The sequence below is a fragment of the Microcystis sp. M083S1 genome (assembly GCF_020246405.1).
Taxonomy (GTDB): domain Bacteria; phylum Cyanobacteriota; class Cyanobacteriia; order Cyanobacteriales; family Microcystaceae; genus Microcystis; species Microcystis aeruginosa_C.
In genome coordinates this window covers 1-20,384 of sequence record NZ_JADBTB010000162.1, presented here as the reverse complement: position 1 = coordinate 20,384, position 20,384 = coordinate 1, and the positions used below count along the sequence as shown (strand labels likewise).

Annotated in this window: 19 protein-coding genes; 13 read left to right on the top strand and 6 right to left on the bottom strand. The window is 41.9% G+C overall.

Going from position 1 to position 20,384, the window contains the following annotated elements; genetic code table 11:
- Positions 1-323 precede the first annotated feature (323 nt).
- Genes IM450_RS15325 through IM450_RS15285 form a run of 9 tightly spaced genes read left to right on the top strand, consistent with a single transcriptional unit; the run spans position 324 to position 9,769 of the window.
- Complete coding sequence (locus IM450_RS15325) at positions 324-1,370, top strand: protein kinase domain-containing protein (RefSeq protein ID WP_287668438.1); 1,047 nt, start codon at positions 324-326, stop codon at positions 1,368-1,370.
- A gap of 57 nt (positions 1,371-1,427) precedes the next feature.
- On the top strand, positions 1,428-2,123 hold the full coding sequence (locus tag IM450_RS15320; RefSeq protein ID WP_002799071.1) for a vWA domain-containing protein: 696 nt from the start codon (positions 1,428-1,430) through the stop codon (positions 2,121-2,123).
- Between the two features lie 12 nt (positions 2,124-2,135).
- Positions 2,136-3,434, top strand: a complete 1,299-nt coding sequence (locus IM450_RS15315) for a PP2C family serine/threonine-protein phosphatase (protein WP_287668435.1) — start codon at positions 2,136-2,138, stop codon at positions 3,432-3,434.
- Positions 3,431-3,805 carry a hypothetical protein gene (locus IM450_RS15310; RefSeq protein ID WP_004268028.1) on the top strand — a complete coding sequence of 125 codons (375 nt, stop codon included), beginning with the start codon at positions 3,431-3,433 and terminating at the stop codon, positions 3,803-3,805. Before IM450_RS15315 ends, IM450_RS15310 begins: the two co-directional genes overlap by 4 nt.
- The gene (locus IM450_RS15305; protein WP_287668432.1) at positions 3,802-5,043 is read left to right on the top strand and encodes a DUF1036 domain-containing protein; all 1,242 of its coding nucleotides are present in this window, start codon (positions 3,802-3,804) and stop codon (positions 5,041-5,043) included. Before IM450_RS15310 ends, IM450_RS15305 begins: the two co-directional genes overlap by 4 nt.
- 47 nt (positions 5,044-5,090) lie before the next feature.
- Positions 5,091-5,270, top strand: coding sequence for a hypothetical protein (locus IM450_RS15300; protein WP_139258494.1), 180 nt, complete (start codon positions 5,091-5,093; stop codon positions 5,268-5,270).
- 40 nt (positions 5,271-5,310) lie between these two features.
- Entirely contained in the window at positions 5,311-6,942 is a 1,632-nt protein-coding gene (locus IM450_RS15295) for a PrsW family glutamic-type intramembrane protease (RefSeq protein WP_002799066.1), read from the top strand.
- Entirely contained in the window at positions 6,939-8,633 is a 1,695-nt protein-coding gene (locus IM450_RS15290) for a YfaP family protein (protein WP_287668426.1), read from the top strand. Before IM450_RS15295 ends, IM450_RS15290 begins: the two co-directional genes overlap by 4 nt.
- Positions 8,633-9,769, top strand: a complete 1,137-nt coding sequence (locus IM450_RS15285) for a hypothetical protein (protein WP_287668424.1) — start codon at positions 8,633-8,635, stop codon at positions 9,767-9,769. The genes IM450_RS15290 and IM450_RS15285 overlap by 1 nt, the downstream gene beginning before the upstream one ends.
- A 268-nt stretch (positions 9,770-10,037) precedes the next feature.
- On the opposite strand, the gene IM450_RS15280 is transcribed toward IM450_RS15285, so the two are convergent.
- Complete coding sequence (locus IM450_RS15280) at positions 10,038-13,364, bottom strand: AAA-like domain-containing protein (protein WP_287668421.1); 3,327 nt, start codon at positions 13,362-13,364, stop codon at positions 10,038-10,040.
- Positions 13,365-13,478: 114 nt separating this feature from the next.
- Between IM450_RS15280 and IM450_RS15275 the strand changes: the two genes are divergently transcribed.
- The gene (locus IM450_RS15275) at positions 13,479-13,835 is read left to right on the top strand and encodes a hypothetical protein (protein ID WP_287668418.1); all 357 of its coding nucleotides are present in this window, start codon (positions 13,479-13,481) and stop codon (positions 13,833-13,835) included.
- Positions 13,836-13,952: 117 nt separating this feature from the next.
- On the top strand, positions 13,953-14,189 hold the full coding sequence (locus IM450_RS15270) for a hypothetical protein (protein ID WP_004268050.1): 237 nt from the start codon (positions 13,953-13,955) through the stop codon (positions 14,187-14,189).
- A gap of 65 nt (positions 14,190-14,254) precedes the next feature.
- Here IM450_RS15270 and IM450_RS15265 read toward each other — a convergent pair whose 3' ends face one another.
- Positions 14,255-15,178 (bottom strand): lysylphosphatidylglycerol synthase domain-containing protein, encoded by a 924-nt coding sequence (locus IM450_RS15265; protein WP_287668414.1) that lies wholly within the window; start codon positions 15,176-15,178, stop codon positions 14,255-14,257.
- Between the two features lie 38 nt (positions 15,179-15,216).
- Between IM450_RS15265 and IM450_RS15260 the strand changes: the two genes are divergently transcribed.
- Positions 15,217-15,690, top strand: a complete 474-nt coding sequence (locus IM450_RS15260) for a hypothetical protein (protein ID WP_287668411.1) — start codon at positions 15,217-15,219, stop codon at positions 15,688-15,690.
- Between the two features lie 68 nt (positions 15,691-15,758).
- Here the strand turns inward: IM450_RS15260 and IM450_RS15255 are convergent, their stop codons facing one another.
- Positions 15,759-16,631: a hypothetical protein gene (locus IM450_RS15255; protein ID WP_004268060.1), complete on the bottom strand. Its 873-nt coding sequence runs from the start codon at positions 16,629-16,631 to the stop codon at positions 15,759-15,761.
- A gap of 274 nt (positions 16,632-16,905) precedes the next feature.
- On the opposite strand from IM450_RS15255, the gene IM450_RS15250 reads away from it, so the two are divergent.
- Complete coding sequence (locus tag IM450_RS15250) at positions 16,906-17,724, top strand: tetratricopeptide repeat protein (RefSeq protein ID WP_287668408.1); 819 nt, start codon at positions 16,906-16,908, stop codon at positions 17,722-17,724.
- Between the two features lie 575 nt (positions 17,725-18,299).
- Here the strand turns inward: IM450_RS15250 and IM450_RS15245 are convergent.
- From IM450_RS15245 to IM450_RS15235, 3 genes are all read right to left on the bottom strand, one after another.
- The gene (locus IM450_RS15245; protein ID WP_287668405.1) at positions 18,300-18,719 is read right to left on the bottom strand and encodes a YraN family protein; all 420 of its coding nucleotides are present in this window, start codon (positions 18,717-18,719) and stop codon (positions 18,300-18,302) included.
- A 163-nt stretch (positions 18,720-18,882) separates the two neighbouring features.
- Positions 18,883-19,260, bottom strand: coding sequence for a DUF3110 domain-containing protein (locus IM450_RS15240; RefSeq protein WP_004268065.1), 378 nt, complete (start codon positions 19,258-19,260; stop codon positions 18,883-18,885).
- A gap of 79 nt (positions 19,261-19,339) precedes the next feature.
- Entirely contained in the window at positions 19,340-19,801 is a 462-nt protein-coding gene (locus IM450_RS15235; RefSeq protein WP_004268067.1) for a DUF2996 domain-containing protein, read from the bottom strand.
- Positions 19,802-20,384 lie beyond the last annotated feature (583 nt).

Genomic DNA, 20,384 nt, shown 5'->3' with positions numbered 1-20,384 from the left:
TTTTATGGGCAGATATTTTAAAACTGTCTCTTGAAGCTAATTATGATGATTATCTTGAAAAAAAATGATAATTAGACAGAAGTTCTCTATGTGAACAAGAGAACTTTATCTTCTTTTGTTTTCAAAATGAGAATTGCTGCTATCGAGCTAATTTAGCCGGTCAGCCTGTAGCGCTGAAATGGTATTACTCCCACTCCATTCAGGCAGATCCTCGCCAGTACGAACGGCTTGAGGCGGCGATCCATTCTGGCGCACCGAGTGATCGCTTTCTGTGGCCTATAGATATTGTATCAGAGCCTGGCATAGAAGGGTTTGGCTATGTCATGCCATTGCGAGAACTTCAATACAAAGGCTTTGTCGATCTAATGAAACGGCGCATTAAACCAGAACCCACCTTCAGAGCTTTAACAACCGCAGGATTTGAACTGGCCGATGGCTTTTTTCAACTTCATACCAAAGGGTTATGTTACCGCGATATCTCTTTCGGTAATGTTTTCTTTAATCCCAACACTGGGGATGTTTTAATCTGTGATAACGATAACGTCACCATCAATGGGGATCAAGAAGGTGGTGTTATGGGAACACCACGCTTTATAGCACCAGAAATCATTACTGAACAAGCGAGACCGAGTACGCAAACGGATTTGTACTCTTTGGCAGTTTTACTGTTCTATATGTTAATGATCCATCACCCCTTGGAAGGAAAGAAAGAAACCGAAATTAAATGTCTGGACGCTCCAGCGATGAATAAGCTTTATGGTACTGAGGCGGTGTTCATTTTTGACCCCAAAGACAATTCCAATGTACCAGTACGTGGCTACCATGATAATGCCCTTGCCTTCTGGCCTATTTATCCACAATTTCTCCGCGAACTGTTTACCAAGGCATTTACTAAAGGTATTCAAGACCCAGAAAATGGCCGCGTCAGGGAGTCAGAGTGGCGGGGAGCAATGGTAAACTTGCGCGATTCTATCATCTACTGTCCTCACTGTGGTGCTGAGAACTTCTACGATCCTGATGTAATAAAAGCATCAGGCGGTAAACCCAACCCTTGTTGGTCATGTCAGAAAGAAATTCGCTTGCCCCCTCGAATTCGCATTGACAAAAATATCATTATGTTGAATCACGATACCAAGCTATTTCCCCATCATATTAATGTAAAATTGTTTGACTTTTCTCAACCAGTCGCTGAAGTCACTCGACATCCCAATGATCCTAATATTTGGGGAATTAAAAATCTTATGCAAGAAAAATGGCTCTGTACTACGGCTGATAATCAAGTTAAGGATGTCGAACCAGGACGCAGTGCAACTATGGCTGTAGGAACAAAGATCAACTTCGGCAAAGCAGAAGGTGAGATTCGTCTTTGAAATGTTATTCCCTGTTTAGAAATCCACTTTTTTTACTGAATCAAGGAGATATTGAATATGCCACTACCAGGTGAAGGGTTGTCAAGCCGCCCCTTACATTTTATCTGGATTTGTGATTGTTCTGGTTCTATGTCTGTAAACGGCAAAATCCAGGTTCTCAATACAGCCATTCGTGAAGCAATTCCCTTAATGCAAAAAGAAGCAAATGAGAATCCCAATGCACAAGTATTAGTTCGCGCCCTTAAATTTTCTAGTGGAGCGCAGTGGCACATAGCTCAACCTACACCAGTTGAAAATTTTAAGTGGACAGATTTGACCGCTGATGGTGTCACAGATATGGGTAAAGCCCTCTCTATGGTTGCAGACCAACTTAAAATACCGCCCATGACTGACCGGGCGCTTCCCCCTGTTTTAGTGCTGATTTCTGACGGTCAGCCGACTGACGACTTTAGCAGTGGACTGAGACACTTGATGGAACAGCCTTGGGGCAAGAAGGCTGTACGAATTGCAATCGCAGTTGGTGGAGATGCAGATCATGAACCATTGCAGAAGTTTATTGGACACTCAGAACTAAGGCCTCTTCAATCTAATAGTCCCGAAAATCTAGTCAAACAGATTAAATGGGTTTCTACTGTTGTTTTAAAAGCTGCGTCTTCTCCTAGCAGTCAAGCCAAAAACTCTAATTTGGGAGGCGGAAATGTCCCAATTCCAGTGCCTCAAAATGTTATCGATAGTGCATCTGATGTCTGGTGAAATGGAGGACTCATGAAAGAAAATATACCCCAACTAAAATGGCGGTGCATTGGTGAATCTGTCAAAGGAGCCTCTCATGTGCGTTCTGGATTGCCCAATCAGGATGCCATTCGCTGGTTTCCAGAATCAGGCATCGGTTTGCCATTGATTTTGGCTGTATCAGATGGCCATGGCAGTGCCAAAAGTTTTCGCAGCGATAGAGGCTCTCGTTTTGCTGTTGAAACGGCAATTAAAGTAATTCAAGAATTTTTCTTGAGCAGTCAATCGAGTGATATTAATTTCTCAGCACTGAAAGATGCAGCCCAAAGACTTCTACCACCGCGACTTGTCAATGAGTGGAGAAAAGCTGTCAACAAAGATTTGGGTTTGTCAGAAAATGATGAAGAAAAATTAACTAATAAACCCAACTTTACTGATGAAGAGAAACAGATTCTTGTTGATAAAGATGGAGAAGCTGCTTGGCAAGCCGTTGAAAATAACTATTTTCTCGCTTATGGGGCCACCGTCTTGGCAGTTTTAGTGACCGAGTTTTTCATTGTCTATATTCAGTTAGGTGATGGGGACATTCTTGAGGTGGATTCTAAGGGAAATACGACTCGACCTTTGGAGCGGGATCCCAACCTAATTGCCAATGAGACAACTTCACTCTGTATGAATAAGGCATGGAATGAATTTCAGGTTCATATAAAACTGTATCCACAAGGTACGCCCAAAGAAATACCTGCTTTAATTCTGGTTTCTACTGATGGCTATTCTAATTCTTTTTCTACTGATGAAGGATTTTTTAAAATTGGTCAAGATTATCGACAGATGTTCAAGTCAAATCTGACTGAAGAAGTCCGACAAAAATTAGAAGGATTTCTTCAAGAGACTTCAGAAAAAGGCAGCGGAGATGACATCACTCTAGGCATGATTAAAAGACTTGAAACCGATGATCGGGATTATCTAACAGACCGTGTAGAAGATTTAGATAGGAAAGTTATATTAGTTGAGGAGTCCAACATGAGACAACAAGAGAATATCTCGGTATTTGAGAGTAAGGTAAAACGCTTAGATAACCATCAAAAAAAAATTGATAACAAGGTTGTTTTGGTAATACTAGGTTTAATTGTGACGCTTCCTTTATCTGTTATTAGCACTGCCCTCAGTGTTTCTCTTTTTTTTCGTCTGGACGGGATTAACGCAGAGTTAAAACGCCAACAACAGACAGAAAATGAGATGAAGTTAGAAATCAATCGGATCAAAATTAAACAACAACCCGCTAAAAATACTTCTGAACAATCATCTTTCAACAGGATCTCAACCCGATGACTACTCTTAAAGTCGTTATCATCATGGCTCGATGTAGCCACTCCAAGCAAAGCTTTGGCATTCCCATGGAGGAAAAATTACCAAATCAGTGGATAGCTGATTGGGCTTTTCCCATTAAGGAAGCAGCCGCAAAACGGGAATGCTACGACAAAAGCCAAATTGCTGGCAGTTTTTCGGTAGATGATACTTATCCGGGTTGTTCTTACTGCGAACAAAAGAGCTTTGTTAAATGCGGGGGTTCTTTATTCTCTCGCTGTAATAAAGTATCTTGCGGAGGTGAGCAGGGTAGCTTTCATACCTGTCCTTGGTGTGGAACTAAAGCTCAAATTAGTGGTTACATCGAAAACCTGAGCGCAGGAAAAGACCTATGAACGACTTCCCTCGACAAAAGCTTTGTGAAATTATTACCCAGTACGGACAGGATGTTTCTGACAACCCTCAACGCTGTGAAGGATTACTAAAGGACTTTTGTGGGCAATATAGCAAGGAAGTCTTTCTTTTAGTGAATGCTCTTAAAAAAGGCGTGGCTACCGAGTTACTAAAATCCCAGAATCAGATTCCTCAAGCAGTTATTTTATCCAAGCTTACAAAGCGATTACAAGATGAGCTAGGAATAGCTGAGGAATCTGCTTACTGGGCTGTAGATTCTTGGGGATTAGCATTAGGGGTGATTTCCCAACCACGAACTAAAAATGACTTTCAGAGTCAACAACAATTAATTTTAGAACGACAACAACAAGCAGAAAAAGAGCAAAAACAAAGAGAAGAATATGAAAAAAAATTAGATCAATCCGAGCAAGAAATACAGCAATGGAAACAAGAAGTAGGCAAGCTAAATGAAGCAATAACAACAGCCAGACAACAGCAAAATATTAATCAGAAATCAGCCCATAAGTTTGCTGCCAATTTTGTTTCTATATTGGCTGGCATCTCAGCATTAGCAGCTTTTTTGCTTGGAATTTATGCTTATCAAAAAAATCAACAAATGGGCAATCTTACTGAAAATTTGAACAATCTTACAATTGAGTATAATCAAAAAACTGAAAATTTGATAACTGAACATAATCAAAAAATCAAGAGCCTGACAACTGAACATGATCAAGAAGTTGAGAATCTTATAACTGAACATAATCAAAAAGTTGAGAATATTACAAATAAGAGAAATTTGCTTTATAATCAAGTACAAAATTTTCAAAATACTCTAGAAAATGTTGAGAATAATCTGGAGAATAATCTTAATATATCTGGAGATACTTATTTAAACCTTTGCAATCAAACTTCTAATGACATAATTGATGCTGCAATTATGTATTGGGACGGAGACGGATGGAAATCAAGAGGATGGTGGAATATTAAAAAAGGAGAATGTACAAAAGTTTTCGTAGATTTTAACAAGCGAGGAGATATCTACATTCATGGACAAATAAACAATATTAAGTGGGAATCTGATGATTTTTCATTTTGTGTAACAAGAACAGCATTTGAATTTGAAAAGTCTGATGAAATGGAATGCTCTGGTGATAATTATAAGGTTAATGCCATTAAGTTTTTGGTTTTCCCAGGAGTCAATGACTATAAGTTTAAAGATTATAAAAATTATACAGAATAATCTTCTATTTCACTATTTCACTAATCTTCAATTGAGTGTTAAAAAATATGAACAACTTACCAGGACAAAAAATCAAAGAAATCTTTACCCAGTACAGTCATTCAGTTTACTACGATCCTAAACTTTGTCAAGCTCTACTCAAGGTTTTTTGTGGGCAGTACCGGAAAGAAATTTCTGTCCTTAAATTAAATTGTCCTTTGCAGCCATTACCAATTTTTTATTTATAAAGAAATACCTCACTTACCTCAATGAAAATAGGCAAATCCAATGACACAACAACCTCAGTACAACGCTTATTTAAGACAAATTTACCCTAAAGCAGCCGCCCACACTACACCTACTCATCATCCCTTATCAACCCATCAATCTCTTGTCATTGGACGAGAGCCAAACTGTCAAATTGTTCTCAACTCCACCAACTATCCAGGAGTCTCTAGTCGCCATCTAGAAATTCGTCCCGTCATGCCTTCAGGAAGTCCTCCTTCTTGGCAAATCTGTGATTTAGGGAGTTCCAATGGCACTTATATTAATAACCAGCGATTGCAAGGTTGTCGGACATTACAATTAGGCGATCGCATTTCTCTCGGTCAGCAGGGTGTAGAATTCGTCTTTGAATGTCAAGTTAGCAATCCAGGACTTCCTGGTCGTCCTTTAAATATCCAACCTGGCGACTCCCTTCATTTAAGTCAAATGCTGCCCATCATCGCGACAAGGCAGGATTTATTTAAAAAAGCTTACCTGATACCAGGTGTCCTTACCGTCTTATTAGTCGTCGGACTATTTGCTGCGATCGGTAATCCTGACCTATTCAATGCCCTATTAGCAGTCTATCTGATTGGGGCAGGCTACTACTTCGTCTATCAATTGGGCGGCAAACAAAAACCCTGGTGGTTGCTGATAGGATCGGCAATAACTACCGTTTTACTCTTGCTCAGTCCTATTTGGTCGCTATTTATCTTGGTTTTCCGTCAAATCCTGCCAGGAGAAATACCGACAGAAGGAACAGAAATAGGATTTCTTTCTTCGTTTATCCACTATTTTTTTGGTGCAGGCATGGCAGAAGAACTCCTCAAAGCCATACCTGTCTTCCTTGCGCTGGGGATAGGACGAATGCTCAGAACCCCTTGGCGAGAGCGAGTGGGTGTCTGGGAACCCCTTGATGGCATTCTCTTAGCAACTGCCTCTGCTGCTGGCTTTACCCTCCTAGAAACCCTGGGACAGTATGTGCCTGGAGCGATTCAGCAGGTAGCAACTCAGGCAGGGGAAGGCGCAGGAGAATTAATCGGGATACAATTACTCATTCCTCGAATTATTGGTTCTGTAGCCGGACACATGGCTTATAGCGGCTATTTTGGTTATTTCATTGGCTTAAGCGTCCTGAAACCGTCTAGACGTTGGTCAATCTTGGCTATAGGCTACTTGACAGCATCAGCACTGCACGCCCTTTGGAACGCTTCTGGTGCTATCAGCAATCTCGTCACTGCCTTTGCCGGAATTTTAGCTTATGCCTTCTTAATGGCAGCCATTCTGAAAGCTCGGCAACTTTCACCAATTCGTTCTCAGAATTGGGCGACTCAGTATTACAGTCCACCGATCCTACCTCAAGCTCCCTTTTCGCTGCGGATTCAGCAGAAGACGATTCCTTTAACTGTCGGGACTCGGTTGCAGGCAGGGGAGATTCCTGGGTTGGGAGCGCAAAGTGCTAATGGAATAGTCGCTGAAGTAAATGCTAATCCCAAAGATCCCAGCATTTTAGGGTTGCAAAACTGTTCCAATCAATTTTGGATAGCTACTTTACCTATCGGGCAGCAAAAGCAAATCGATCCTGGGCGCAGCATCAAGCTTGCGGTTGGCACGAAAATTAACTTTGGTTCAGTTCAAGGAGAGGTGCGATCATGAGACAATCATCAAGTTGGAAAAAGATTCTCTTATTCGGCTTATTAGGGGCTTTTGGTTGCCTAATCGGATGGTTATTGGGTGAATGGTTCTTATCTTGGACAATGCTGCCACAAACACAACAAGAAGCCTCGACACCTGCACTTGTGTTTAATCCAGAACTGACTAAACGACTGCAAAGAGAGGGAGCTAAAACAGGGGATGTTCAGCTTTCTCTGTTATGGAATAACTACAACGATTTAGATATACATTGTATCGATCCATCAGGAGAGGAGATTTATTACTCGCACAAGCGATCGCAATCAGGAGGCGAACTTGACGTTGATATGAACGCAAGTGGACGGCAATCAAAAGAGCCAGTAGAAAACATTTACTGGCCTGCTGGAGGCGCACCAAAAGGAAAATATCAGGTGTTTGTCAATCATTATGCCAATCATGGCGAGGCTGACCCAACTGCCTTTACGGTCGGTGTATTAGTAGAGGGGAATAGTCAAGAATTTTCTGGTTCTATTTCTCATGGTCAACCAAAGCGACCCATTTATGAATTCACCATTGAAGCAAAACCAGCACAACAGCAGCCTAACGCCCAGCAGTTTTGGTATATGGTGTTTATTGTCGGTCTATGGACAGCCTTGCTTGCCATTGGCTTATCTCTTGCCCTAGCAATCGGGCAAAACTTCTATCTTCATCGTCCGTTTTTATCCACTCGTCAAGGCACTATCTTACTTGCAGGAGGGCTATTAGCAGGCCTCGTTTCTGGTGGTTCTGCTCAAGCACTGTTGAGTTTAGTTGCCCAGTCAGAAATCCTCGCTAAAGCTGGCTGGATCGCTGGCTGGACGCTTTTGGGAGGGCTTTTGGGAAGGGGGATGGGCTTTTTCATCTCTAACCTACAAGCAAAACGAGCGACTATTGCTGGTGCGATCGGCGGTTTCTTTGGTGCTTTAGCCTTTTTGTTGGTTTCCCAGAGTGCCGGTGATGCCTCTGGTCGTTTGGTTGGAGCGGTTATTTTAGGCTTTTTTATCGGCTTAATGGTCGTTTTCGTTGAAGTCGCTTTTCGTACAGCTTGGCTGGAGATTCAATACAATCCCAAAGAGAGCCGCACAGTCAATCTGGGAGCCGAACCCGTCAGTATTGGTGGCGATGCCAAAGCTTGTACTATTTACGCCCCGAATGCGCCACCTGTTGCCCTGCGTTACCGACTCAGCCAAGGTCAAATCCTCTGCGAAGATATCGCCACTGGGGTAACTCAGCCACTCCAACCAGGGGATAATCAGCGAGTGGGCAATCTTACCGTCTTTGTTCGCAGTGCCGATGCACCAGATCAATTAGCCTACCGCGATCTTAATCGTGCTTCTCCAGAAGCTTATCAGGATAGGTCTTCCTTTTCCTATTCTCAACCTCAGACTCAATTTTCCTTGCACATTAAAAGACAAGTCATTTCTCTAACGAATGGAACTCGCTTAACTGCAAGAGAGATTCCGGGGTTAGAATCTCAAGGTGCTGATGGTGTGGTAGCACAGGTGAATCCTAATCCTAAAGATCCTAGTGTATTGGGGCTACAGAACTGTTCCCATCGAGCTTGGACTGTAACTTTAGCTAACGGTGAGCAAAAGCAAATCGATCCTGGGCGCAGCATCAAGCTTACGGTTGGCACTAAAATCAACTTTGGTTCAGTAGCAGGAGAAATTTGCTGATGAATGATTTACCCCGTCAAAAACTCAAGGAAATTATTATTCAATATGGTCGTTCTCTATGTGATGAACCACAACGCTGTGAGGGACTGCTACGAGACTTATGTGGACAGTATCAGAAGGAAATTGCGGTTCTCGTAGGCGCACTGAAAGAACGAGTCCCCGCCGATTTACTGGCCTCGCAAAATAGTACGCCACCAGTGGTATTTTTAGCACGACTAACCAAAAAACTGCAAGATAATCTGGGGTTAGCTGAAGAGGCCGCTAGATGGGCAGTGGAATCCTGGGCTTTAGCTTTGGGGGTGATTTCAAGCAATGACCTTAAAACCAACCCTTCATCGGATCCACCAATTCCTACGCCAATCCCGACTCCTGTACCAGATTCTGCTGGGCAACCAACTTCCTCTTTCTCGGTTTCTTCAACTATCCCCGTGCAACTGCCTGTCAATCCCGTCACCATTCCTTCTCAGCCAGTACCCCCGCCAACGCCTCCTTCACCTTCAAACAATTGGACAAAGATTGCGATCGCTCTTGGCTCAGTGGGAGTTTTGGCATTAGCGGGCAGTGTAGTGCATTTTCAAGAACAGCAAAAACAGGCGAGCGATCGAGAAATAGCCGAATTGAAAGCCAGAGAAGAACAACGTCTAGAAGCGGAACAGCGCCAACGAGAAGAGGCCGAACGTCGAAGAAAAGAGGCAGAACAACAACTTGCAGAAGAACAAAGAAGGAGACAAGAAGCAGAAGCCCGACTGGAAGCAGAGCGTCAGAAATCAGAAACTTTTGTTCCTAGTGAAAGTGTCAATCAAGATATCAACGAAGGCGAAGCGATATCCCTGATTGAAAATCTGTACTATGCGCTTTCAGAAAAAAACTTCGATCAGGCAAGGTCTTTATATAGCCCACAATTGGCAGAGTCATTTTCTTCTCCTAGCTTCTTCAGTCAATTTAAAAGAGTAACTGTCGAAGATTTACAAGTTACTTCGAGAACAGATACTTCGATAAACTTTATAGGACAAAATACTTATGTTTATCCCGATGGTTCAACCCAAAGAGAACTCAGATCGTACACCGTGAGAAACTTGGATGGAGAGTTAAAAATTACAGCATCTGAATTCATTAAAGTGACAAAGTTTAGATAAAATTCTAGCGTTAAAACCAAAAATGTTGGGTTCTTCGTTACTTGGTATGATTCTATATGGAGACATAAATCGACTAAATCCTGATCTGGCAAGAGATTTAATTGATTAGTTCGCTCCAGATTGCAAACAATTGACAAAAATTGCAGTAATGTCTGTTTCTATAAGGGTTTCATCCCTTATAACCCTGTCCGTTGCATAAGACAAACCGAAGAGATCAAGAAATTAACTAATTAATTTAACCTTCACCCCCCACCCAGTCAAACCAAGTTTAAAAGGTGAATGGTTTTATTTTCCCAGTACAGGGGGATAGAGCTTCTCGTTTTTCGGGACGAGTCCTGAGATAATCTTCTAACCAAAGACAACCTCGATCGAGCAATTTTTGTAAATAATCATATTCCGTTTCTAAGGGCCATCGATGCTTTTGACCATCCCTAGCAATAATCACAATCTCTTGACCATCAGGACTAAAAGCGATCCCATAGACGATATCTTCTTCTATTTTAAACTCGGAGCGCAAATTTCCGTCCATGTCCCAGCGTCTAGCTGTACCATCCCTTGAAATAGCGGCGATTTTCTCACCATCGGGACTAAAACTAACTCCATAAACGGGAAAAGAATCGGTTTTAATCTCCTTTAAAAGATTGCCCTGTAAATCCCAAATTTTAATCTTTCCCCGAGTAGCGGTAGCAATTTTTTGATGATCAGGAGAAAACACCAAATCATAGATAATACTATCATCAACTGTCCAAGAATTAATCAATTTAGTCCGATGATTGCTTAAATGCCAGTATTGAACTTTTCCCTCGCTTGTTCCCGTGATTATTGCTGTTCCCTCTCCATTAAAAGCAAGACTATAAATCGGTGCTTGACTAGCAGTAAATTCTTGAAGCATTGTTCCTTTTTCACTCCAGATTTGGACTTTTCCGTTTCTTCCTGTAATCGCTATCTGATTACTATCGGGATGAAAAGCTATACTATAGATTGAACGCATTTTTGTGGTAAATTCTCTAATTTTTTTTCCCTGGGAATCGAGTAAAGTAATTTGACCATCTTTGTTAGCAATAGCGATAATATTCCCCCGGGAATTAATGGTAACACTGGTATTATCGGCCTTAGCTTGATTTAAATTGTTCAGCTGCCAAATTTTAGCCGTTTCATCACTCGATCCAGTTACCACCTCTTTTCCATCTTGACTAAATACAGCAGTAAAAACTGATTCTTGATGTCCTCTAAGAGTGGTTATTTCTTCCCCTTGCAGTCCCCAAATTTTAGCACTACCGTCACTAGATGCGGTAATTATAAACTGGCCATCAGGACTAAAATTCACACTGTTGACAAAATCTTGATGTCCCCGGAAAGTAGCTATTAAATTTCCCTGTAAATCCCAGATTTTAGCAGTTTTATCGGCCGCTGCTCCGGCAATTTTTTGACCGTCGGGACTAAAATTAACACTATAAAAAGCCTCAATATTTTCTTGACCTAAACTCAAGATAATTTTACCTGATAAATCCCAGATTTTAATCGTACCATCCCGGGAAGCGGTGGCAATTTTTTGACCATCGGGACTAAAACTAGCTGCATCTATCGATCTTTTATGTCCCTTAAATACCTGTAAAGTTTGACCTGATAAATTCCATAATCTAGCGGTTTTATCCCTGGAAGTAGTCACAATTTTTTGACCATCGGGACTAAAACTAACACTATAAACTGATTCTTGATGGTCAGGATAGGTGACTAAATTTTGTCCTTGCAAGTTCCAAATTTTGGCGGTTTTATCTTCGGAAGCAGTGGCGATTTTTTGACCATCGGGACTAAAGCTAACACTATAAACTGCTCCTTGATGACCTGTCAAAGTTTGAATATTCTCACCTTTTTGATTCCAAATTTTTACCGTTCCATCTTGGGAAGCAGTGGCGATTTTTTGACGATCTGGACTAATACTAACACTATAAATAGTTCCCCGGTGTCCTTGCAGTTGGTTTTTTTCTTGAATGCGATCTAAAATTTGTTGTAGGGTAATAATTGGACTGGTAGCAGGATATTTACCCAGGGTTTGGTCATCAGTAACGATGTTTTTTAAACTATTTACTGCTTGCATAGCCGCAATTAAAGATTCTAGTTCTTCAAATTGAAATTGTTGCCAATAACTGTCACCATTGCGCTGTAGTTGAATACCTAATTTAGCGCTTTCTACTTGCTGCCACGCTTGTTTTACCTGAATAAAAGCGAAGAAAGAACCCAGGAGAGAAGCAATTAAAATTACCGAGCCAATTTGAATTCTTTTCGTAGCTTTTTTGTGAGCGATTGCTAAAATTTTATTAGCTTGCTTCTGAGTTTCTAGGCTAATTTCTGCCTCTCTTTTGTCGAGATTTTGACTAGCAGTTAAAAACTGATAATCAAGATTACTTAAGCTTTTACCCTGAGACCAATCGAGGGCATTATTTAAAGCTTTTCCGCGTAAAAGCCGCGATTCATCGGTATAATTAGACTGTTGCCAGGCGGCAAGTGCTTCTGAGTAGGGACGCAATTGCTCTAATTGTTTTTCCACCCAATTAAGATTAAATATTTCTCGATAAATAGGATTATAAACTACTAACTTATTATGTTTTTTTACTACTAAACCCGATAACCTTAATTCCCCTTGTTCTGGACTATCATCATACGCGATTGCACCCTTTTCTAAAATTTGTTGATAGATACCTAACAAACGACCCGCTTTGTCTTGATTTCTTAACAAGCGATCAGCAATAGTTCGCAGATGAACTGGTTCATCATGAGATTCCCAATTATTAATAACTCTCTCTTTGATCAGCGTCTCAATATCTAAATTAGTTTCCCGCAATAGCTGACAGATTTTCTGGGTTAAAAATGGCTGTCCTCCCGTCCAAAAAATAACTTTTTCTAACCAGTCGGGTTGATAATTACTTTGACTGGATAATCCCTCGGCTAAAGGAGCAATTTCTGCCAGATTAAATCCCGTTAATTCGATCGCCTGGCCGATATTAAAAGATGTTTGGGTCTTTTCGCGAATTAAATCTGCTGGGGTAGCAACACCGAATAAAGCGAAAGTAATTCTTTCATACTGGGAATTTTCCGCTCTTTGGTTATAACAATAACGAATCAGGGAAAAAAAGTCATCTAGAGAAAACTGTAAACTGAGAATTTTATCAATCTCGTCAATAAAAATATATATTTTCTCTCCCCGACAATAAACTAATAAAACTTCCTCAATAAATTGTCCCAAACGCTGCACGGGAGGTAAATCCTCTCGCTCGCGCAACCAGGATTTAAGATTAATTTTTCCCGTCAGATTAAATCCTAAAAACAAACGGGTAATCACCCCGTTATACCATTGGGATAAATTATCATTGCTACCAATACTGGTTATATCTACGGACGCGCAATCCATGCCCAATTGCTGTAAAATATGGGTCACTCGTACCCTTAAACTGGATTTGCCCATCTGACGACAGTTAAAAATGTAGCAAAATTGACCATTTTTTAACGCCGTTAACAGTTCTTGATCGGCATTTCTCTCGATATAGGTAGGATGGTTATAGGCAAGACTACCCCCGACACGATATTGATAATTCATGATTCTTAAACAAAATTATTTCAATGTCACCAACAGAAATAAAATAGACAATTGTGATTTAGATATCTATAATGCAAGGATAATCGCTATTGACAACCTATCCCCAAGGCAATTATGAAGAAAACTTTTTTCACCTCCATCGCCGTTAGTGCTACCCTCGTCAGTGGCATTGTTTTAGGTACTCTTGATGCTGGCAGCGCATCCGCTTGTCCTTTCGCTCAAGGTAAAAGCATTTTTGGCAGCAATAACACCCTCCCTGTGGATGCTAACAAACTTATTTTAGGGGTTGCCGGTGCTACGGGAGCAATCACCGTAGCTGGTGTTTTAACCTACCGTCGTTTTCACTCCGGGCAGCCTCCCGAAGATGCCACCGCTAACCTGCCGGCGGTATTTTCTATCCCCATTCCCCCCGTCGCTTTAAATGCGGCAGTGGAGGCAGAAGAAGCGGCAGAAACCAGCAAAATCTCCTAAAAATCCGCTAGATTCCCTCAAAAAAGGTGTTGGCATCCCCGCAGCTTTCCCCCTAGGCAACACCTTTTTCTGGCTAATTGTGTCCCAGTTATCAGAATTTTCAGCGATTTTTAAGTTATGTTAAAAGGTGCAACCCTACCACCAGAGGTAAAGATGGGCAACTCCACCACATTTTCTGACACCCCATTTCACAAAGAGCATCACACTTGGGAGCATTTAAAACAAGCCATCGCCGCTAGTTCGGGTTTTCGGCGTTGGCAGCAAGAACAACTAGAATCAGGTAAAAATAGAGACGATGCTGATGCTCGCATTTGTTCCTATCTACGCGAAACTTTAGAAACTTTAGCCTACTAGATTGATGCTCCCCAGCTATGACGGTATGGGGACTTTTTTTGTCCGTTTAAGCTAATTGGCGGGCTTTATTTTCTGCGAGCTTCGTAACCCAACAACCAGACAAAAGCGACAATTAAAGGCAGCAAATAATAAATAGCTCGATAGGCGATTAAAGAACCTAAAAGCTCGGCATTAGATACATATTCGGGACGTAATCTCAGCATGATAAACTCAAAAACACCTACTCCCCCCGGCACATTGCTTAATACCCCTGCTGTCATGGCAAATACGTAGAGACCGAAAAATCCTAAAAACGAAGTATTATAGTTGTCTGGGAGTAGAAGATATAGAACTCTAGCGGCTAATATCCAATCAATAAAAGTCAACAAAATCAAAGCCAGGGAAAGAGTCCAAGAGGGTAAATAGATATTTTCTTTGCCGATTTTTATCGGTTTTTTATAGGTGAGAGTCAAGAAAAAATATCCCGTAACCAGCAATAAAAAAATTATTCCTAAAGGTTTGGTAGTTAAAAAAGGTAATTTTAAAAGTTGAGGAATCCGTTGGGGATCGAGGAGGAAACTTACACCACCAATCCCTAACATTCCTAACCAAAAGCTTAAATGGGTAAAAGTGATGACTTTGGCAATATCCACCACCCCCACCCCCGCAGGAGTATAGAAACGATAACGGATCGCAGTTCCAGAAAATAAGGTTAAACCAATGGTATTACCAAGAGCATAACTGATAAAAGCAGTACGGATAATAGTGCCTAAAGCTAAGGGATGATTAATATAATAAAAACCTAGGCGATCATAACCCGTCATCGACAAATAACCCAAGGCCATCCAAAAAATAGCTTCTAGTTTATGACTTGTGGTAATATGATCCAAACTAGCCAACAGTTGGGCAAAAGTGTAGTGTTTAAATTCTTGACTAATTGCCCAGACCGCTAGAATAAATAAACTCAAGGACAGGATAATCGGAGCAAAACGCAGAATTTTTTTATACATCTTACTTTTTACGAATTACTTTTGTCCCATTAAAATTTATGAAAAAATCAAAGGTAGATCTAGCCAAACGTCTAAATCGATCCCGAAAAAGGAAATATGATAAATTCCTGACTTCCTCCTTATATTTAACAATCATTCTGGTTTTATGTTATCTAGTTTATCTCAATCTTCCTTGGTCTTTTAATCTTTTTGTGCATTGGGTGACTAAAGGGGGTGATTTAGACAAAATTCCTGCCAAATTTCATTCAGAACTTAATCAATTATGTTTGAGGGCAGATAGTGCGGGGGAAGTAAAAACGAGAAACTATACAGAACATACAGAAATCGCCGAAGCTCTTGGTACATTTAGATGTACTCTAGTTAATGGTGGTCAAGAATGGTTAATAGAAGATTATAAATCTTTTAGTTCTGCCGATGAAGCGATTTTAGGCACTCAGTTAGCAGTTTTTATCACCGAGATTTTGGGAACAGGTTATAGTTATAGAATCCGCGCTCGTATTCCCAGATACTAAGGAGCAACTAACTCCTGAAAAAAACCTGTAAACCTAGGGATGGGTTCTGCACCCATCCTAGAAAAAAATTAGTTTTCCGATAGGGGTTTGGGGCGGGAAGGCCGAGGGATAGGGGATTGTCCTGGGGTAAAAGGTCGCTTTTCTCCTTCCCCTTCCGGTCGAGAATATCTATCGGCCGAGGGATGACGATTTTTATCAAAAGGCTTTTTAAAACCACCCTTACCCATGGGTTTTTTCTTACTGGCAAAACCGAGGTCCAAACCTTCCAAAATAGTTAAGGCATCCCCTTTAAGTTGCACCTGAAAATCCCAAAAACGACTGACCGGTTTACCTGGTAAAGTGCCGCGCAATTTTAGTTTAAAAAACTTGGGTTTGTCCGCTTCGGTTTTGGGCATTTGTCGGATTTTGACCACTACCGCTTGATTTTCCCGTTCAGTAAAGATGACTTCACCTCGAATCGAAAAATAACCCGGGGTAGAAGCGAGGAGTGGCTCTATCTCTTGATCATCCTCTTTTTTCAGGGTTTCTGGTTCCCAAACACCGACAATCTGAACATGAAGGGCATCATTTTCCTGACGGGTACGCGGGTAAACCACCCAAAGATGGGGTTTTTCCAGATCGAGATGATTTTTAACCAAACTGATCACCCGGCCGAGAATCACAGAATCGATCAGAGTACCATCGGCAGTTAAAATATTGCCTTTAGTTAATTGTTCCTCCGATCGCTGATAATGACCATAGACGAGACCGATCGCCCGATACTGCCGCAGATGACTGGGAGGGGGGATCGGTTGTTGACGTTTGACTTCTTCGGGGGTGGCTGACTCTACGGCTAAATCAGCCTCGGTATTGGGGGATTCAACGGAGACTTCCTGAATTTCCACTTCAGGAGTCGGGGGGGTTTTCGGTGATTCGGTAAACCGATTCCCAGGACGATTCATATCACACTCCTAGCGGCGGAGACACACAGTAAATTAGTAATCAAACAAGTCAAAAGCGCGATCTGGGGGGTTACAATAACCCTCTAGGGCGACTCTACTGGCATCTAGTATATTAAGAACCATGATCTTTTGACTGTCAACCTAGTCAAAACCCTTTTGAGTCTTGACCGTTTGCCCATTGTACTCAATAAAGAGCGGAGAATTCGATTGATCCCCTAATCAAATCTCCAGACTTCTATAACATTTTCTTGTCTGTCCCCTCGCACCCCAGTCTATGAAAGCTTCTCTCTCTAACCGTCGTTGGCTGTCCATCGGTCTCGTCCTGATGTTATTTGCTTTGCTGTCTTTCTCGACTATGCCACTATTGACTTCTGTTCTCCAGAGTCGGCACTCCTCGGGACAGAGTCATCTGTCCGCAGTGAAACAAGAGGAATTAGCCAGTCAAGCACTGGGTTATCAGATGGTTTTAGAGCGTGAACCCGATAATCAGACGGCTTTGCGGGGATTATTAGATACTCGCTTACAGCAGGGCGATTTAAAGCAAGCGATCGAACCTTTAGAAAAATTAGCGCAACTTAACCCCCAACAATCCGATTATCTACTACTTTTGGCGGAAGCGAAACAGCAAATAGAGGATTATGCAGGAGCCACAGGCAGTTATCGCGCCCTTTTGGCCTCCCAACCCCAAGATCTGCGGGCTTTAACTGGATTAACTAATTTATTTCTCAGCCAAAACCGCTCTATCGAGGCGATTAGTCTGGTCAAAGACACGATCAATCGCGCTTTAAAAGCTGGTTCCGATCCCAATAATTCGGCTAGTTTAATCGATATCGTTTCCGTTCAGTTACTTTTAGGCAAAATCTATTTCGAGCAGCAAAATTATCCAGAAGCTTTAAACGCCTATAAACAAGCTCAACAGATGGATGTTAACGATTTCCGACCGATTTTAGCGGCTGCGATCGTACTAAAAGAACAGGGCAAAAATCAAGAGGCTCAACCCCTCTTTCAAGAGGCTCTCAGTCGCGCTCCTTTTGCCTACAAAGAGGAGATTCAGTCCCTAATCAGGAGTCAGGAGATAGGAGTCAGGAGATAGGAGTCAGGAGATAGGGTGATGAGACAGCTTCCCCATTTCCCCCACTTCCCCAATTCATAATTCCCCCATTTCCCCCACTTCCCCAATTCATAATTCATAATTCATAATTCCCCCACTTCCCAATTCATAATTCATAATTCATAATTCCCATAGTTTTGTAACAGCAATTTTTACTAAAAATCAATAAATGTAAACTTTAATTACAAGGTCGATCGAGTCCCGACAACGGTGTTATCTTAAGAACATAAGGCACAAAGGAAGCGACTCAACTTCCTTCCAGGCAAAAAGACCTAGAGCCTGTGCCACCTGCTCTAGCTCAACGCAACAGCTAAATCGGACGCAGATTCTCAAAGTTTGTAAAGTAAAGTATGGTTTCGCCTCTGTTGCTCGATATAGGACAGATGGAGTGAGCCGTAATCATCACCTGAGTCGGTAAACTGAGAAATCTTGATAGTTGACAGATAGACTGTTGTGGGTTCCGTAAACCTTTATTATGTTGAGTCCGTTAATTTTTCAGGAGTCCATATCGTTTGTACAAGATGAAGCCCGCCTCCCTAGGCGGGCCTATTGTGTTTTTAGAAAACCGCCACGAGATATTCCTGTAACTGCAATTGATAACCTGCCTGTAGCTGACAGGGATAATCAAGGGAAAACTCAGGTAAAGCTAATAGAGAACTTTTTTGACAACTAACCAAAGCCACATCGAAGCGACAGGTTAAATCGGACCATTGGGGATAAAAGGAGAGAAATATCTGAGCAGCTTCGTAAATTCTCCCCTGTTTACGGTCATCGATTGCTAATTTGCCCCCTAAATCCCAATTGCCAGCGCTGCGGGTTTTCACCTCGACAAAAGCGAGAATCGCCTGAGATTTAGACAAAACGATTAAATCGATTTCACCGCCGCCACTACGCCAACGACGCTGGAGGATATGCCATTGCTGTAATTGCAACCAATCCGCCACCAAATTTTCGCCCAATTCCCCCACAGTTGTCATATTCAGTTATCAGTTATCAGTTATCAGTTATCAGTTATCAGTTATCAGGGAACAGGGAACAACGTTGATTTATTATCCTGTCTTCTGACTCCGAACTCCTGACTACTGGCTCCTGTCTCCTGTCTCCGAACCAAGCAGGACAATTTTCTTTACCAGAGGTTTATTACAAAAGTCCTTCTAGACGACGACGGATGCTGTCCAACTCCGCATCGGGAATCTCGGAAAACTCTTCTTCGGCGGGGGGGACTTCCTCTTTTCGCCAATCCAACTCGGAGGCATTGCTTTCGGGGGGAATTACCAACATACCCGCTTCAATCATCTCCGCTTGATAGCCAGCATCGCGACAAAATTCTGCCACTTCCTCCGAATCAATTTTCTCTACCGTGGGAGTCGGAAAATCCTGCGCCTCTAACAGCAGCGCATAACGGGTGGCATCATCTTCCGATTCAAACATCAACACCTTATTGATAGCTCCCATTTGAATGGTGTGGATACCTTCGTTTTCTGTGCCTGCGTTAAAAAGTAGTACAAATACACGCATAATTACTATTAGCGATCGATAAGCAGTGGTCATCTATACTCATTTTACCCCCCTTCTCGATCGCTAATCCTCAGTAATTTTAGTTTCTCGTCAACCACTTTTGACCGTTAAGCCGTTGCAGGGTGTAAAACAACAGTAAATCGAGACTAACTTTCCTTTCATCGATCATAAATGATTCAAGTGTACTAGGTTGAGCGCCGCCCTCAGCCTGGGAAAAAGCTTTTTTACCGTTGATGTTTTCTTCCAAAAAATAAATGCTAAATTGACGCATTCCCCCGAGCCAATTGCCGCTTAACTGCCAACAGGGAGAGCTAGAAAAGCCCTGCACGGCAATTTTATCCTGTTTAAAGGACAGTTTTATATCAGTTATACCCAGCTTTTGCAAGGCTGCCGCCAGTGCGGGTTGAAAATGCTGCTCGATAAATTCAGCAAAGGGTTTTTCCTCGACGGTAGGCTCCTTGGGTTTTTTAGCAGCCGCAGGTTGAGCCGGTTTTTCTGCTGCTGCTGCCGGAGTTGCGGGGGTGGTGGTTTCTTCTGCCATAGGAATTAATCTGGAATGGGTAGGTAGCTACAATTATATTTTCTCCCGGGTTATCGGTTATCAGTTTTTTTAGCTATCAGCTTTTATTTACCCCATTGATTAGCCACTTTTCTGGTGAGGGCATTTCTCATAAAGATGAAGTATAACTGGACAGGGTAATGAAAACCTCTATATCAAGGTAGTAGGGTTGATTCATGAATCAACCCTACGAATCAACCCTACGAATCAACCCTACGAATCAACCCTAGGAATCAACCCTAGTAATCAACCCCCCTTATCAAGGGGGGCAGGGGGGATCAAACCTAAAATCCATTCAACCCTAGGAATCAACCCTACGAATCAACCCCCCTTATCAAGGGGGGCAGGGGGGATCAAACCTAAAATCCATTCAACCCTAGGAATCAACCCTAGTAATCAACCCTACGAATCAACCCCCCTTATCAAGCTATCCATTAGTCGGATCTTTCTTAACAAAAAGAGAAGAAACTTAAAAAAAGGGGAAACGATTGATAGGTATAGTTTTGAAAGAAGGAATTAAGGTGGAGGTAAGCAAAAAAATGGAGAAATGGGCAGCCCAAGAATT